Here is a 14,165-nt window from a genome sequence, read left to right as displayed (position 1 = left end):
CGGCCGGTTTCGTTGTAGCGGACCTTCGCCAGGACCGGATACATCATCACCAGCAAGCCGATGGCGATCGGCAGGGACACCGAGCCGATCTTCACCGCATCCAGGGCCGAATCCAGCCCGGGGATGAACCTGCCCAGCAAAAGGCCGGCGGCCATCGCCGCGATGATCCAAACAGGCAGGAACCGATCCAGGGTGGAGAGCTTGCCTGCGACGGCGGCCTCCCCCGGGACGGCAGGTGCGGTGGTCTCGGTGTTCACGAGGCTCCTTGAAGATCCAACATCGGATTGACGGTTGTCGATGCAAGAAGTATCCACACCTATATCGACAAATGTCAATCCATGGCACAATGGGGCCATGGAAACCCTGCTGGCACCCGAAACACGCACCGGTGCGCCTTGTTGCGAGCCAGCCGGTGGTCCGGCACTCGATGCCATCGAGGCCCAAGCCACGGCGCGCATCCTGAAGGCGCTCTCGGATCCGAACCGCTTGCGGCTGCTTTCCATCGTCAAGTCCGGCGAGGGTGGCGAGGCGTGCGTCTGCGACCTGACCGAACCACTCGACCTGGGCCAGCCCACGGTCTCCCACCACCTGAAGATCCTGGTCGACGCCGGGTTGCTGAACCGCGAGAAGCGCGGCACCTGGTCGTACTACTCCCTGGTTCCCGGGGCGCTGGAAGCCGCTTCGCAAAGCATCCTCGCCCTGTAGGTGGAACCTCCAGCCAAACCCCAGTCCGCTCGGGGCGGCCGTCGGGCAACGCGGGCGCCCGGATTCGGTCCGGGCGGCGGCCCACCTGCGCGGCGGGGCGTCGTCATCGCGGGCCTTGGCTTCGGGCAGATCCTGTCGTGGGGCTCGACGTTCTACCTGCTAGCCCCCTTGGCAGCCCCGATAGCCGCCGACACCGGATGGCCGCACGCCTGGGTCGTCGGCGGTGTTTCCGTGGCACTGCTCGTCGCGGCGCTGGGCTCGCCCGCCATCGGTTCCCTGGTTTCGCGCAACCATGGCCGAGAGGTCCTGGCGGCAAGCGCCCTGCTGTTGGCCGGTGGGCTCGCCACCCTCTCCCTGGCACCCAACCAATGGCTCTACCTCGGCGCGTGGGTCGTCCTCGGAGCTGGCATGAGCGGCGGCCTCTACAGCGGGGCATTCGCGGTCCTGGGCCATGCCTACGGGGCCACGGCCCGCTCCCCCATCACCGCCCTGACGCTGTTCGGCGGCTTCGCCAGCACCGCCTGCTGGCCGTTGACCACCTTGCTGTCCAACGAATTCGGTTGGCGGTGGACCTGCGCGGCATACGCCGCGGCGCATCTGCTGGTCACCTTCCCGCTGTATGTGCGCCTCGCCCTGCACGGCAAAGCCAGCCCCGAACCAGCAGCAAAACACCACCAGGACCCGCCGTCCAGTGCCCGGCAGCCTGGCCTGCTGTGGCAACCCGTGACGCTCATTGCCCTCATCACCACACTCGGCACCTCCGTATCGGCGGTTGTGTCGGTGCACGTCTTCACGCTGCTGGCGTCGCTGGGAGCCAGTGGCACCGTCGCCGTTGGCCTGGCTGCCGCCATCGGCCCCTCGCAGGTGGGCGCCCGGCTCGTTGAATTCACCCTCGCCCGGCGACGCCATCCGTTGTGGACCATGCTCACAGCGGTCACGGCCATCACAACCGCCCTCGTACTCCTGGCTACCGGGCTCGGACCACTACTCCTGCCCATGGTCGTGTATGGGGCGGGGATCGGCCTGAACTCCATCGCCAACGGCACCGTTCCCCTGGCCCTCGTCGGACAGGAACGCTACGCACGGACCATGGGACGAATAGCCCTTCCATCCCTGCTGGCCCAAGCCGCAGCCCCCGTCTGGGGCACCTCATTGATCAGCGGCTGGGGAGAGAAGCCGACGCTCCTGGTCTTGGCTGCGATGTCACTGGCAGCAGCAGTCCTGACGCTCTGGCTCATGCTGATTCACCGCCGCAGCAGCCGGCTCCTTCCCGCCCCCGGCACTCCGTCCTGACCATGCGGATCGACCCGTCATGCCGACAGGCGTTTGTCATTTTCAGAAGTCGACCGCACTGGGATCGCCGTCATGACGGGGTAATCCAGTACTTCGGACGGCAATGATGTCCGAAGTCCACTGCACCAAGCAGCATTCCGGTCCGTAGTCGTCTGCACCAGCAACCTGATGGTGTGCTTCAGTGTTTCTCGCGTTCTCCCTCGGCGGTCAGAATTTCCGGGGGTCGGGGCGGCAGGTGGCGGTAGAGGCTTGAGCGGGTGATGCCGGTCTTCTCCACGATTTCCCGGATGGAGTTGCCCTGGTCGCGCAGGTGTTCGGCGTAGGCGAGTTTCGACGGGTCGACGACGCTGGGCCGGCCGATGCGCTTGCCTTTGCTGGTGGCCACTGCGCGGGCGTGGGCTGCCCGCTCGATTGCGTAGGTCCTCTCCATCTGGCCGAAGAGTGCCAGCATGACCACCGCGAGTTGGGACATGGGGTCCTCGGGGTTGGCCGAGTCGACTCGGATGGGATCGGCCAGGTTCCGTACGCCGACGCCGCGCTCGGCGAGGTCGTGGATGAGGTTCAAGGTATCGCGAACGGTGCGGCCGAGCCGGTCCAGGGTGTGCACGACGATCACGTCACCATCCCGCGCCTGGTCCCGCGCCTCGCGAAGCCCGGGACGGTTGGTGGTCGAGCCGGATTTCCTGTCCACGTAGATATGCCGATCGGCGATGCCCTCGGCTTGCAGGGCATCGATCTGCCGGTCGAGGTCCTGTTTCGCAGTCGAAACGCGCGCATACCCAATGTCCATGCGGAAGTCGTGCTCGTACGGTTCTTCTGGGACGGTCTTTTGGGCTTAGTTCTGGAACGCAAATCCGTGGCGTGTCCGTTCGTGCCGGCATGTTCGGTGGGGCTGTTCCACTTCCAAGGAAGTGGGACACCCTCGACAGGGACGCGCCCTGCCGTTGTCGGAAGTTCCTGCACAAGAAACAGAACCACTGTCAGCTGGTGCATGTGTCCTCGGGCTTACGGCTGCGCCGCATACCTTCGGCCAGGCGTTTCGCCCACCTCATGGTGCTTCCCGTGACTGGCGTCGACGCGTGCTCAGACGTTGCCGTTCGTGGACCGTCGTGCGGTGCCGGAAGAGAGGCAAGAGCCGCGCTAATACATGAACCGGTGAATTCATAGATCCATGTATTATTATGATGTGAACACAACGGCCACACCCTCGCATACCGCTGCCTTGGCGCGTTTTGGGCATGCACTCTCCGATTCCACGCGGGTCGGCGTGCTGCTTGCCCTACGCGAAGCGCCCGCATTCCCCTCGGACCTGGCCGACGCGCTCGGCGTCTCGCGCCAGGTCATGTCCAACCAGCTGGCCTGCCTGCGCGGGTGCGGACTGGTCGAGGCGGTACCCGAGGGCCGGCGATCCTGGTACCGGCTGAGCGATCCGCACCTGGGCGCAGCCATGGACGAATTGCTTCGCGTGGTCCTGCAGGTCGACCCCGGCTGCTGCGAGGGGCCGGAGTGCACATGCTGAACACGCTCCCAGCCCAGGATCGGCACCGGGAGCTACTCAAGCGCCGGATACGGATCATCGTTGCCCTCACGATCACGTACAACCTCATAGAGGCCGTCATCGCCCTGGCAGCCGGCGCGGCCGCTTCCTCGGTCGCCCTGGTCGGCTTCGGGTTGGATTCCATCGTGGAAGTGCTTTCGGCTGCGGCTGTTGCCTGGCAATTCGCAGCCCGCGACCCTGAAAGCCGCGAGAAAAAGGCCCTGCGCCTGATTGCCGTATCCTTTTTCGGTCTCGCTGCCTATGTCAGTGTCAGCGCCGTCCTCACGCTGATCGGGCTCAAGGAAGCCGAACATAGCCCGGTCGGCATCACCCTGGCCGCCGTGAGCCTCGTGGTGATGCCATTTCTCAGCCTCCTCGAACGCCACGCAGGACGGGAACTGGGATCGGCCTCGGCCATTGCCGATTCAAAGCAGACCCTGATCTGCTCGTACCTTTCAGCTGCAGTCCTGGCGGGCTTGCTGCTCAACAGCCTCTTCGGCTGGAGCTGGGCCGATCCGGTAGCCGGCTTTGTCATCGCGGTATTCGCGGTCAGGGAAGGATTCGAGGCATGGATAGGGGAGGCATGCACGCAGCCCATGTCAGCCATATCCGGGGACAGGGAATCGTCTTCCGGCGAGGCGGGTTGCTGCTGACGCAGGCGTGGACCGGAAGCAGCCGCGATGGCCAGCTGGCGCCTGGCGGGCACGCCCGATCCTACCCGGCTGGATCCCTGCTTCCTTTGCAAGCGATGCCCCCGGATGCGTTCACCGACCAGAATTGCGCCAAAGGCGCTGCGCCTGATGGGAAGGAAGGAATGATGATTGAGCTGACGTCGACGTTGACGTGTCCTGCTTGCGGGTACGAAGCATCCTTGCGGATGCCCTCCGATTCCTGCCAGTTCTTCTGGGCGTGCCCAAATTGCACCAAGCGAATTCGGCCCGTTGCCGGCGATTGCTGCGTGTTCTGTTCCTACGGGACAGTACCTTGCCCCTCAAGGCAGGATTCGTCCACGTAAGAAAAAGCGGTGCCGACCGGTAACGTATCGTCCACCTGTTGCAAAAGATGGACCGCGGGAGGGCCCGGCGTGCTTGATTCCGTCCCGGACACATTGTTTTTCGGCGTAGGACAAGCCCTCTACCCGAAAGCGAACCATCTGAACGCATAAAAGCGCTCCCCAGCTGCTGGAACTGAATTATGGAGTCCAACAACTGGGGAGTAGTTCAAAGTGGCTCGGGCCCTTGCCCGGTTTTCCCTAGCCTACGTAGGTGTAGTAGCCCATCAACGGCCCATAGGGGCTGTCGGCTGGACGGACAACGGTGCCGACGGAGGGGTTCTGTGCGCCGATGATCTTACCGCCACCGATGTAGATACCGGCGTGGCTGCCGCCGTTCTGGTAGACCAGGTCGCCGGGCTTGGGGTTGGAGGTCTTCACGAACTTTCCACTGGTGCGGATGGCGGTCGTGTTGTGGGGCAGGCTGATGCCGGCCTTGCCGTAGATGTACTGGATGAAACCGGAGCAGTCCCAGCCCGAGGGGCTGCTGCCGCCCCACACGTAGGGTGTCCCCTCGTAGCTCATGGCCATGCCCGCGATCCCCGAGAGGCCCGCGCTGGATGTCGGGCTGGTTTCGGTCGTCTCCGGAGCGGGAGTGGAGGCCGTGGTGACCGTACCGGTCGACGAGGCGTTGTCGTTCGTGCTCGACGGCGCCGGCGTTGAGGACTGGCGGCTCTGGCGGGTCATCGCAGCGCCTGCGGCTGCTTCCTCGCGCTCGGCAGATGCGGCGGCTTCCGTCTGGGCGTCTATGCGGTCCGCGGCGGCTTGGTGTTCAGCGGCATCCTGGGCTGCTTCGCGTTCGGCTGCGGCCTTGCGCATTGCTGCGCGGTGGGCCGATCCGTCGGTGGACTTGACGTCGGCGACGGATACCTTGATCTGCTTCAGCTCTTGCGGCTTGGCGTCCGCAACGGTGACGGCGGCGGGGGAGTCCACGGAAGTGCGCAGGATGTCAGCTGCCGGGGCCTTGCCTGCTTCGCGGGCGGACGGGGCGCCCTCGGCGGGAACGCCGAGGGTCAGCACGAGGCCGGAGGCCGCGGCGATGACTGCGGCCTGGCGGCCAACTGAGCCGGCGTTGGAGGAGACTGCCTTGGAGATAGAGCCCAAGGGGTTGCTGCGGACGGGCGCGGCGCGGTGGCGGCCCAGGTGTCGCTTGGTCATGTGTTGGTTACCTCTCCCAATGCCTGCGGGGTTAGCTGTCGGGTTCGAGTGGGAGCCACTCGGCGTCCCGCGCTGACAAGGCAGCGCGAGGCGCTTAACCCCAAGGGCCCGGTGGGCCCGGATTTGGTTCCCCCGCCACTGCCAGAAGCTTCGCGAACGGACCCGAAGTGGTGGCAGTGCTCGGCAATCCACTTGGGTGTGCCGGGCTCATAGGAAGCCCGGCACGCAGACGAATTTACATGAAAGAACTGTAAAAGTCACGAAATGGTTACGGATTGATGTAGGACGTGTCACGACGGCCGCAGGCTTGGCGCGGACCGGGCGATGGTGGGATTGGGCACCAGGTCTTGATATATACCCCCGGGGGGTATATCTTGGGGGCATGGAAACAGAAGGAAGGCACCACGGCCACGTCGACACGCAGGCCGGACCCGCGGGCCATGACGACCACGCGCCCATGGATCACAGCGGGCAGGGCCATGGCGGCCACCACGGGCACGGGGACCACGTGGGCCAGTTCCGCCGCTTGTTCTGGATCATGCTGGTCATCGCCGTACCGGTGGTCGGGTTCAGTACCATGTTCGCCTCGATCATCGGCTACCAGCTGCCCCAGGCGCCCTGGATCTTGTGGATCTCCCCGATCCTGGGCACCATCATGTACGTGTGGGGCGGCAAGCCGTTCCTGACCGGCGCGGCCGGCGAACTCAAGGACCGCAAGCCGGGGATGATGTTGTTGATCGCCCTGGCGATCACCGTGGCGTTCCTGGCTTCCTGGGGTGCCCATCTGGGCCTGCTGGACCACGGCCTGGACTTCTGGTGGGAACTGGCCCTGTTGATCGTCATCATGCTGTTGGGCCACTGGATCGAGATGCGCTCCCTGGCACAGACGTCCTCCGCCCTGGATTCGCTGGCGGCCCTGCTGCCCGACGAGGCGGAAAAGCTCGTCGACGGCCAGGCGGTCCCCATTGCCCCCGCCGACCTCGTGGTCGGGGATGTGGTCATTGTCCGTCCCGGGGGCCGCGTACCCGCCGACGGCCGCGTGGTCGAAGGCACTGCCGACGTCGACGAGTCGATGATCACTGGTGAGTCCCGCCCGGTCCGGCGGGGACCGGGCGATCAGGTGGTGGCCGGTACGGTGGCCACGGACACCGCGCTGCGCGTGGAGATCACCGCCATCGGCGACGATACCGCGTTGGCGGGGATCCAGCGTCTGGTCACCGAGGCCCAGGGCTCCTCATCACGGGCCCAGCGCATCGCCGACACCGCGGCCGGCTGGCTGTTCTGGTTCGCGCTCGGGGCGGCCGTCATCACGGCGGTCGTCTGGGGTCTGCTGGGCTTCCCGGATGATGCCGTCATCCTGACGATCACCGTCCTGGTCATCGCCTGCCCCCACGCACTGGGTCTGGCGATCCCCCTGGTGGTCTCCATCGCCACCGAACGTGCCGCCCGCGGTGGCGTCCTGGTCAAGGACCGCCTCGCCCTGGAGAGCATGCGCACCGTGACCTCGGTCCTCTTCGACAAGACCGGTACCCTGACCCGGGGCGAGCCCGTCCTGTCCAAGGCCCTGCCGGCCGAGGGCGAAGACGAGCGGGAGGTCCTGGCCGTTGCCGCTGCCGCTGAGGCCGACAGCGAGCACCCGCTGGCCAAGGCGATCGTCGCCGCGGCCAGGGACCGCGGAATCGAACCCCGGACGGCAACGGATTTCAAGGCCTCCACGGCGCTGGGCGTGGACGCGGACGTCGGCGGCTCCAGGATCAGCGTCGGCGGCCCCGGCATGCTCGAACAACACGGGGCAGCCCCTTTGCCCGAGACCGAGGGATGGAAGGCCGAGGGGGCGATCATCCTTCACGTGCTCAGGGACGGTGCGGTGATCGGCGCGCTGGGCCTGGCCGATGAGGTCCGCCCGGAATCACGCGAAGCGGTCCGGGCCCTGCATGCACTGGATATCGAGGTGGTCATGATCACCGGCGACGCCGAGGCCGTGGCCCGCTCCGTGGCCGGCGAGTTGGGCATCGACCGCGTGTTCGCCGGGGTGCGCCCGGAGAACAAGGAGGAGAAGGTCGCCGAGCTGCAGCGCGAAGGCCGCAAGGTCGCGATGGTCGGCGACGGTGTCAACGACGCCCCCGCGTTGGCCCGGGCCGATGTCGGCATTGCCATCGGGGCTGGTACGGACGTGGCCATCGCCTCGGCGGGGGTGATCCTGGCCAGCGATGATCCCCGTTCGGTGCTTTCGGTCATCGAGCTCTCCCGTGCCAGCTACCGCAAGATGAAGCAGAACCTGTGGTGGGCGGCCGGCTACAACCTGGTCTCCGTTCCGCTGGCGGCCGGCGTCCTGGCCCCAGTCGGTTTCGTGATGCCCATGGCGGTCGGTGCCCTGTTGATGTCGGCTTCCACCGTCGTGGTCGCCTTGAACGCGCAGCTGCTACGCCGCCTGGACCTGGCCCCCGGAGCCAGCACGGCCGAGGCGCTGCGCCGGTCACCGTCCCCGGAGCGGGAACCGGCCACTGTGTAGGCGTTGCCGGCCCCACACGGGAAACAAGAACCGATGGGAGCACCCACGGGCCCGGGGCCCTGGTGGGTGCTCCCATCACATGTCCACGGGGCCCCGCGTCTATTTCCATTTGAATGGGCTACTTGACGTAGGAGAAGACTCCCATCATGCCGCGCTCGGCGTGGTAGGCGTTGTGGCAGTGCATCAGCCACTGCCCGGGGTTGTCGGCATCGAAGTAGACCGTCAGGGTGTGTCCGGGGCGGACGATGACGGTGTCCTTGCGGGCCCCGACATTGCCGACCTGGAAGGTGTGGCCGTGGATGTGCATCGGGTGCCACATCTCGGTCTCGTTCACGAACTTCACCTCCACCCGTTCCCCGGCGGTGACGTCGAAGGCGTTGGCGTAGGGGTCGGCCATGTCGTAGCGGTGGCCGTTGATGCCCCAGTCGTACTTCGCCATCCCCCCGGTCAGGCGCACCTCGTGCGTCCGATCCGGTGACCTCGCGTCCAGCTTCACCGACGGATCCGCGGTGAGTTGCCCGCCGTCCACCACCCGACCGGCCAGCTCCGAGGGGAGCTTCCCCGGGGCCGGTGGGGTGCCGGTGCCGGTGGAGACCAGCCCGTAGGCCATTTGCCCCTTGCCCTCGGCCAGTGCCAGCAGCGGCGTATAGCCGTCCTCCACGGCCAGGATGGCGTCGATGCGCTCGCCCATGCCCAGGACGACGGCGTCGACGTCCTCGTGCTTGATGGGGAAGCCATCGGTGTGGGTCAGGGTCAGCCGCTGGCCGGGGATGCCGATCCGGTAGGCGGTGTCCCCGGCGGCATTGATGATGCGCAGCCGGATCCGGTCCCCGGCCTTGGCCTCCAAGGTCTCCGGGCCGCCGGGGCCGCGTCCGTTGAAGAGGTGCAGCGGATAGGCGATGTCCCCGGCATCCCCGCCGAGGAAATCGCTGGTGGCACCCATCAGCATGTTGCCCCTCTTCATGGGGCCTGCGCCGCCCCCGTGGTCCATCCCGCCCATTGTCCCCATGTCGCCCATGCCCTTCGAGACCTCCTTGAGGACCTCTTCGGGGGTAGCGGTGATCCCGTCGAGCCAGTCGTCCAGGACGATGACCCAGTCCTTGTCGTATTCCAGGGTCTCCTTCGGGTCCTCGATGACCAGGGCACCGTAGAGGGCGCGTTCGCACTGCATTTCCACGTGGGAGTGGTACCAGTAGGTCCCCGGGTGCGGGAGGGTGAAGGTGTAATCGTAGGCGCTACCGGCCGCGATGGCCTTCTGGGTGAGGCCCGGGACGCCGTCGGCGTTGTTGCGCAGGGCCACCCCGTGCCAATGGATGGTTGTGGGTTCATCGAGCTGGTTGTCGACTCTGACGTCGAGCCGGTCCCCGGCCTTGCCGCGCAGGGTCGGCGCGACGAGGGAACCGTTGTACCCCCAGGTGTTGGCCTTCTTGCCGGCAATGGTGGTGGATAACGGTCCGGGGGCGAGTTTCTTGGTGATGGTCGTGCCGGTGGTTGCCCGGGCGGCTTCGGCCTGGGCGACGGTCGGGTCGGTGGGCATGATCCGGGCCGGCGGGGCGGCTGTCGGTTTGGCGGGGGTGCAGGCGGCCAGGGCAGCCGCGGCGGCGGTCGCGACCGAGAGCCCCAGGAACGAGCGGCGGTTCAGTTGGTTTTGCACGGAGGGGTTTCCTTGGTGTCGTGGGGGTTCTATACGGGAGTGGTGAAGGTCCCTGAGAGGTTCTGGAGCTCGTAGATCCAGTGCGTCCAGGTGCCGGTGGCCATGAGCAGGCCGACGAACACGAGCAGGGAACCGCCGGCGACGTTGAAGGCGCGCATGTGGCGCCGGACGAAGCCCAATGCCCGGCTCACGCGCTCAAGGCCCAGTGCCACGAGCAGGAACGGGATCCCCAGGCCCAGGCAGTAGAGGAAGCCCAGCAGCGCACCCCTACCTGCCTGCCCGGTGCTGGTGCTCAGCGCCAGCACCGCGCTGAGGGTGGGGCCCATGCAGGGTGTCCAGCCGAGGCCGAACACGATTCCCAGCACCGGTGCCCCGGCAATCCCGGCCCTGGGCTTGAAGGACGGCTTCACCGTCCGTTGCAGCGCCGGGAAGAGGCCCACCAGGACCAGCCCCATGGCGATGACGAAGATGCCCAGGCCCCGGATGAGCAGGTCCTGCCAGCGCAGCAGCCAGCCGCCGATGAGGCCGAAGGCGGCACCGTAGAAGGTGAACACGAGCGCGAAACCCAGGATGAACAGGCCGACACCGGTGAGCATCCGGCGGCGGCTCCCGGGCCGCCCGGCCTCGGAGAGCCCGGAGACGTAGCCCAGGTAGCCCGGGACCAGGGGCAGGATGCACGGGGACAGGAAGGAGACGACACCGGCGGTCATGGCCAGCGGTGCTGCCACGACCAGGGCGCCGGATTGGACTGTTTCGGCGAAGAACGCACCGATGCTCATCCCCGTCCTCCCCGGAGATGGGCTGGCCCTCCGGTTGCTGTTTCCCCGCCCGTTTCCCCGGCCCTACGTGGCACGGCCCGGGCCCTGCGGGTGGTCATTCCCGGCCCTTTTGGGGCTCGGCGTCGGTGAAGGTGCGCCCCAGGTCGCGGGAGACCTGTACACCGGTCGCGGAGGCTGTCCAGATCTGCGTGTCGCCGTCCTTGACGACCATGTCCATGGCGGCCACGTCCTTCGTGGTGGCGGGTTGTTTCCGCCATTGCAGTCCGCCGTCGCTGCTGGTGTACAGGGCCCCGTCGGGTGTGATGCCCGCTGCCTGGTTGCCGGATATGGCGGTGATCATCAACAAGGGGGCCCCGGGAACCGGGTTCCAGGAGTTGCCGTGGTCGTTCGAGCGCATCAGGCCGGATTCCGTGGTCGCCAAGGCGACGTGGCCGTCGGTGGCGGCGGCGAGGTGGTAGGCCGGCACCTGGTCCCCGGCCAGCTCCCAGGAGCTGCCGCCCTTGTTGGTGAGCAGTTGGCCGTCGAAGCCGATGACTCCCTCGTGGGTGGCTGCCAGGGCGTGGAAGTCCGATTGCCCGGTCCGCGACAGCGGCGTCCAGTTCCTGCCCCCGTCGGTGGATTCGATCAACCCCACCGGGTCGGGCAGGTCCACCCCGGGGCCCGGGTGTCCGGAGGCGTAGAGGATCCCGTCGGCGGCGACGGTGAAGCCCATGAGGTCGATCTCGGGGCCGATCCTGGTGGCCGGTTTCGTGGAGACGTCATACAGGCCCTCGTGGGTGGCCAGCAGGACCTTCCCCGTTTCGGCGTCCACGTCCATGCCGTGGATGTGGCTGGTGGGGTAGCCGGTGGTGGCGGCCACGGGAATCGGGTCGTCCAGGGTCGACGGGGCAGAGCAGGCCGAGAGCACCAGGGTGCTGGCGGCCACGAGCACGGCGAACCGTTTCCGGCGCCGGGGCAGGATGGATTTGGGCATGATGGGAGTTCCTTCGGAAGGTCTTGGGCACGCAGGCGTGACCGGTGCGGGGTCCGGGTTCCGGGCCCCGCACCGTTGGCCGCGTGGGAAAGGTGCGGCCTAGAGGCCGGCGAGCAGGTCCTGCATCTTCTTGATCTCCGCCTGCTGCGTCTTTTCGATCTGCTTGGCCAGGGCGATGGCCTGGGGGTTCTTTCCGTCGGCGATCTCGTCCTCGGCCATCCCGACGGCGCCCTTGTGGTGCTCGGTCATTGACTCCAGGAACATCCGCGAGGCATCGGTACCCTGGGCGGACTCCAGTTCCTTGAGCTGTTCGTCGGTCATCATGCCCTCCATGCCGTGGCCGCCCATGTCCGATGCGGTGGGTTCGCCCCACGTCTTCAGCCATCCGGTCATGGTCTGGATCTCGGGTCCCTGGGCTTCCTTGATGGTCGTGGCCAGGTCGGTGATCTTGTTGTCGATGCCGTCCTTGGCGAGCATGAGCTCGCTCATCTGCACGGCCTGCTTGTGGTGGGGGATCATCATCTGCGCGAACATCGTGTCCGCGTCGTTGTGCTCGGCCGAAACCTGGCTCCCGGCATTCGACGGGGCCGACTGCTGGGACGAAGCCGTGGCGGAGCCGGAGGCGGCGGGGTTCTCGTTGCCGGCGCAACCGGCCAGGGTGATTGCTGCGGCCACGCCGATGGCGGGCAGGAAAAGTTTGCGGTTCATGGTGGTTCGTCCTTCGTTGCTAAGAAAGTGTCTGGAGGTCAGCCGGCTACCAGGCGGTGGCCGGTGAAGGCGAAACCAGGTGCCCGGTGGGCATGGCTGGTCCGCACACCGGTTCTAGGTGCGGCTGATGCAGAGCTGGGTCAACGAAGGAGTGGGAACGAGCCGAAATACCCGCGGGACGGGCGGCGGGCCGCGACGCAGCAGCGTACGCAGCAGCTCGTTGCGCGGTGGAGCCAGGAACGCGAACATCGCCAGGACGATCAGCGAGAGCATGCAGATGCCAGCTGCCATGTCCCCGGCATCGCACGTGCCGACGCAACCGGCCATCGGCGATCCATCGCCAATGGCCCCGGTGTGCGCATGAATGCTGGGCAGGTCCGTAGCCGTGGCCAGTGGGGCCACGCTGGCGGAGGACGGGGCCGGTTGGGAATCCGTGTGTTCCCCATGTCCGCCCATCCACAGGTGCATGCCGATGATGCCCGTCAGGACGGCGCCGAGGCACAGCAGGAGCAGGAAAGAATGCCGGCGGGGTCCGGTCCTCCCTGAATCCATCACATGGGCCATTCTACCGCCCAGGGGTGGGGCCCGGGTCTTTCGCTGCCATGGGACGGAACGCCGGTTCGGCGTCCCTCCCGGAATCCGCGCTGGTGCCTGCCTCTACCCCGCGGGGGTATGGAAGCCCGGGGTGCGGGCGGTCCTTCGGAACAGCTGCACATCTCGTCGACACCTCCCCGCGGGCAGGTCTAGCGTGGGGCAAACGAGGCGTGCTTTGCACGCCTGGACCGGACGAAGCCGACGCGCAAGGGAGCAATCCAATGAGCCACATCACCAGCATGCTCGACACGTACCCGAAGGACCTGGGCGGCATCGACCGCGAAAAACTCGCGGACTGCATCGCCGCGTGTTTCGAGTGTGCCCAGACCTGCACCGCCTGCGCGGACGCCTGCCTGGCCGAGGACATGGTCGCCGACCTCACCAAGTGCATCAGGACGAACCTGGATTGCGCCGATGTCTGCGCCACGACCGGCAATGTCCTCTCCCGGCACACCGGCTACGACGCCAACGTCACCCGCTCGGTCCTCGAGGCCTGTGCCGCGACCTGCAAGGCCTGCGCCGATGAATGCGGACAACACGCGGAAATGCACGGGCACTGCAAGGTCTGCGCCGAAGCCTGCCGCCGCTGCGAGCAGGCATGCAACGAACTCCTCGCGGGCCTGGGACGCGGGGCCTCCGAATAACCGGGCCGGCCCCGGGAAGGCCCGCCACAAGGAAGGAAGCCGCGGCCGTCGCGTTGCCGGCGGCCCGTTCCTAGAGGTCCGTCAGGCCCACCCCCTGCTTGTCCAGGCAGGGCGAACGCTTTCCCGTGCGGGCACCGAAGGACCGGCGGCACCCGCAGCGGGCATCCCCGGCAGAGGGGAGTTCCAGCCAGATGAAGCGCTGCATCCTGTTGTGGTTCCCGAAGTCCAGCACGGCACCGTCGAGCTTCGCTGACAGGCCGTGGCCCACGCTCAACGTGAGGTCCTCGAGCCCCGGGTGTGGCGCATCCGCGTCCGCGCCGGTGGTGTTTCCGGGACCCCCGGCCGGGTGCAGGGTGCAATGGATGGGTTTGCGGGGCAGGGACCGGGAGAAGTACAGCCCGGTGGCCCGGCACCCTCCCGGGCCCTCATAGCAGTGCAGTGTCCCGCCGAACACCCCGATCATTTCCAGGGCGTCGGCGGTGACCCCGAAGATCTCCCCCGTGGGTAGTTCGGCGGTGGCGGCCCGGGTAATGGGTGGCATGTTGTGCTCCTGCAGG

At 67.0% G+C, this 14,165-nt stretch carries 16 protein-coding genes and 1 riboswitch; of the genes, 7 read left to right on the top strand and 9 right to left on the bottom strand.

The genetic code is table 11. From position 1 onward, the window contains the following. The coding region (locus ABD088_RS17175) for an arsenic resistance protein (RefSeq protein ID WP_425545999.1) at window positions 1-257 on the bottom strand (257 nt) is incomplete at its 3' end. Window positions 258-354: 97 nt separating this feature from the next. On the opposite strand from ABD088_RS17175, the gene ABD088_RS17170 reads away from it, so the two are divergent. Together ABD088_RS17170 and ABD088_RS17165 are read left to right on the top strand one after the other, a co-directional pair. Next, on the top strand, window positions 355-705 hold the full coding sequence (locus ABD088_RS17170; protein ID WP_343899461.1) for an ArsR/SmtB family transcription factor: 351 nt from the start codon (window positions 355-357) through the stop codon (window positions 703-705). Further along, window positions 706-1,998 carry an MFS transporter gene (locus ABD088_RS17165; RefSeq protein ID WP_343903186.1) on the top strand — a complete coding sequence of 431 codons (1,293 nt, stop codon included), beginning with the start codon at window positions 706-708 and terminating at the stop codon, window positions 1,996-1,998. A 178-nt stretch (window positions 1,999-2,176) separates the two neighbouring features. Here the strand turns inward: ABD088_RS17165 and ABD088_RS17160 are convergent, their stop codons facing one another. After that, window positions 2,177-2,788 carry a recombinase family protein gene (locus tag ABD088_RS17160; protein ID WP_343903185.1) on the bottom strand — a complete coding sequence of 204 codons (612 nt, stop codon included), beginning with the start codon at window positions 2,786-2,788 and terminating at the stop codon, window positions 2,177-2,179. A 396-nt stretch (window positions 2,789-3,184) separates the two neighbouring features. On the opposite strand from ABD088_RS17160, the gene ABD088_RS17155 reads away from it, so the two are divergent. Genes ABD088_RS17155 through ABD088_RS17290 form a run of 3 tightly spaced genes read left to right on the top strand, consistent with a single transcriptional unit; the run spans window position 3,185 to window position 4,550 of the window. After that, a complete protein-coding gene (locus ABD088_RS17155; protein WP_343903184.1) occupies window positions 3,185-3,517 on the top strand; it encodes an ArsR/SmtB family transcription factor in 333 nt (110 codons plus the stop codon). Further along, entirely contained in the window at window positions 3,511-4,188 is a 678-nt protein-coding gene (locus tag ABD088_RS17150) for a cation diffusion facilitator family transporter (protein ID WP_343903183.1), read from the top strand. Before ABD088_RS17155 ends, ABD088_RS17150 begins: the two co-directional genes overlap by 7 nt. Then, window positions 4,104-4,550 (top strand): GDCCVxC domain-containing (seleno)protein, encoded by a 447-nt coding sequence (locus tag ABD088_RS17290; protein WP_425546046.1) that lies wholly within the window; start codon window positions 4,104-4,106, stop codon window positions 4,548-4,550. Before ABD088_RS17150 ends, ABD088_RS17290 begins: the two co-directional genes overlap by 85 nt. Before the next feature lie 237 nt (window positions 4,551-4,787). Here ABD088_RS17290 and ABD088_RS17140 read toward each other — a convergent pair whose 3' ends face one another. Next, complete coding sequence (locus tag ABD088_RS17140; RefSeq protein WP_343903181.1) at window positions 4,788-5,744, bottom strand: C40 family peptidase; 957 nt, start codon at window positions 5,742-5,744, stop codon at window positions 4,788-4,790. A gap of 6 nt (window positions 5,745-5,750) precedes the next feature. Beyond that, window positions 5,751-5,916: riboswitch (cyclic di-AMP (ydaO/yuaA leader) on the bottom strand. A gap of 210 nt (window positions 5,917-6,126) precedes the next feature. On the opposite strand from ABD088_RS17140, the gene ABD088_RS17135 reads away from it, so the two are divergent. Next, window positions 6,127-8,256 carry a heavy metal translocating P-type ATPase gene (locus tag ABD088_RS17135; RefSeq protein WP_343903180.1) on the top strand — a complete coding sequence of 710 codons (2,130 nt, stop codon included), beginning with the start codon at window positions 6,127-6,129 and terminating at the stop codon, window positions 8,254-8,256. 118 nt (window positions 8,257-8,374) lie between these two features. Here the strand turns inward: ABD088_RS17135 and ABD088_RS17130 are convergent, their stop codons facing one another. The 5 genes from ABD088_RS17130 to ABD088_RS17110 all read right to left on the bottom strand — a co-directional run bounded on the left by ABD088_RS17130 (window position 8,375) and on the right by ABD088_RS17110 (window position 12,922). Further along, the gene (locus ABD088_RS17130) at window positions 8,375-9,910 is read right to left on the bottom strand and encodes a multicopper oxidase family protein (RefSeq protein ID WP_343903179.1); all 1,536 of its coding nucleotides are present in this window, start codon (window positions 9,908-9,910) and stop codon (window positions 8,375-8,377) included. 29 nt (window positions 9,911-9,939) lie between these two features. Then, window positions 9,940-10,689, bottom strand: coding sequence for a cytochrome c biogenesis CcdA family protein (locus ABD088_RS17125; RefSeq protein ID WP_343903178.1), 750 nt, complete (start codon window positions 10,687-10,689; stop codon window positions 9,940-9,942). A 94-nt stretch (window positions 10,690-10,783) separates the two neighbouring features. Further along, complete coding sequence (locus ABD088_RS17120; RefSeq protein WP_343903177.1) at window positions 10,784-11,662, bottom strand: F510_1955 family glycosylhydrolase; 879 nt, start codon at window positions 11,660-11,662, stop codon at window positions 10,784-10,786. A gap of 99 nt (window positions 11,663-11,761) precedes the next feature. After that, window positions 11,762-12,370 carry a DUF305 domain-containing protein gene (locus tag ABD088_RS17115; RefSeq protein WP_343903175.1) on the bottom strand — a complete coding sequence of 203 codons (609 nt, stop codon included), beginning with the start codon at window positions 12,368-12,370 and terminating at the stop codon, window positions 11,762-11,764. Window positions 12,371-12,484: 114 nt separating this feature from the next. Next, the gene (locus tag ABD088_RS17110) at window positions 12,485-12,922 is read right to left on the bottom strand and encodes a hypothetical protein (RefSeq protein WP_343903174.1); all 438 of its coding nucleotides are present in this window, start codon (window positions 12,920-12,922) and stop codon (window positions 12,485-12,487) included. A 263-nt stretch (window positions 12,923-13,185) separates the two neighbouring features. Here ABD088_RS17110 and ABD088_RS17105 point away from each other — a divergent pair, with 263 nt between their 5' ends. Then, window positions 13,186-13,608 (top strand): four-helix bundle copper-binding protein, encoded by a 423-nt coding sequence (locus ABD088_RS17105; protein ID WP_343903173.1) that lies wholly within the window; start codon window positions 13,186-13,188, stop codon window positions 13,606-13,608. A gap of 70 nt (window positions 13,609-13,678) precedes the next feature. Here ABD088_RS17105 and ABD088_RS17100 read toward each other — a convergent pair whose 3' ends face one another. Further along, window positions 13,679-14,149: a peptidase gene (locus ABD088_RS17100; protein ID WP_343903172.1), complete on the bottom strand. Its 471-nt coding sequence runs from the start codon at window positions 14,147-14,149 to the stop codon at window positions 13,679-13,681. Window positions 14,150-14,165: the final 16 nt, after the last annotated feature.

Source organism: Arthrobacter rhombi (genome assembly GCF_039526245.1).
GTDB lineage: Bacteria > Actinomycetota > Actinomycetes > Actinomycetales > Micrococcaceae > Arthrobacter_H > Arthrobacter_H rhombi.
Note: the sequence above shows the minus strand (reverse complement) of the source record. Positions and strands in the feature narration are given on the sequence as shown.

Coding starts and splice junctions, on each gene's coding strand:
- ABD088_RS17100 (WP_343903172.1), bottom strand. CDS start 14,149: ATGCCACCCATTACCCGGGCCGCCACCGCCGAACTACCCACGGGGGAG.
- ABD088_RS17115 (WP_343903175.1), bottom strand. CDS start 12,370: ATGAACCGCAAACTTTTCCTGCCCGCCATCGGCGTGGCCGCAGCAATC.
- ABD088_RS17105 (WP_343903173.1), top strand. CDS start 13,186: ATGAGCCACATCACCAGCATGCTCGACACGTACCCGAAGGACCTGGGC.
- ABD088_RS17135 (WP_343903180.1), top strand. CDS start 6,127: ATGGAAACAGAAGGAAGGCACCACGGCCACGTCGACACGCAGGCCGGA.
- ABD088_RS17170 (WP_343899461.1), top strand. CDS start 355: ATGGAAACCCTGCTGGCACCCGAAACACGCACCGGTGCGCCTTGTTGC.
- ABD088_RS17290 (WP_425546046.1), top strand. CDS start 4,104: ATGGATAGGGGAGGCATGCACGCAGCCCATGTCAGCCATATCCGGGGA.
- ABD088_RS17160 (WP_343903185.1), bottom strand. CDS start 2,788: ATGGACATTGGGTATGCGCGCGTTTCGACTGCGAAACAGGACCTCGAC.
- ABD088_RS17125 (WP_343903178.1), bottom strand. CDS start 10,689: ATGAGCATCGGTGCGTTCTTCGCCGAAACAGTCCAATCCGGCGCCCTG.
- ABD088_RS17110 (WP_343903174.1), bottom strand. CDS start 12,922: ATGGATTCAGGGAGGACCGGACCCCGCCGGCATTCTTTCCTGCTCCTG.
- ABD088_RS17150 (WP_343903183.1), top strand. CDS start 3,511: ATGCTGAACACGCTCCCAGCCCAGGATCGGCACCGGGAGCTACTCAAG.
- ABD088_RS17140 (WP_343903181.1), bottom strand. CDS start 5,744: ATGACCAAGCGACACCTGGGCCGCCACCGCGCCGCGCCCGTCCGCAGC.
- ABD088_RS17120 (WP_343903177.1), bottom strand. CDS start 11,662: ATGCCCAAATCCATCCTGCCCCGGCGCCGGAAACGGTTCGCCGTGCTC.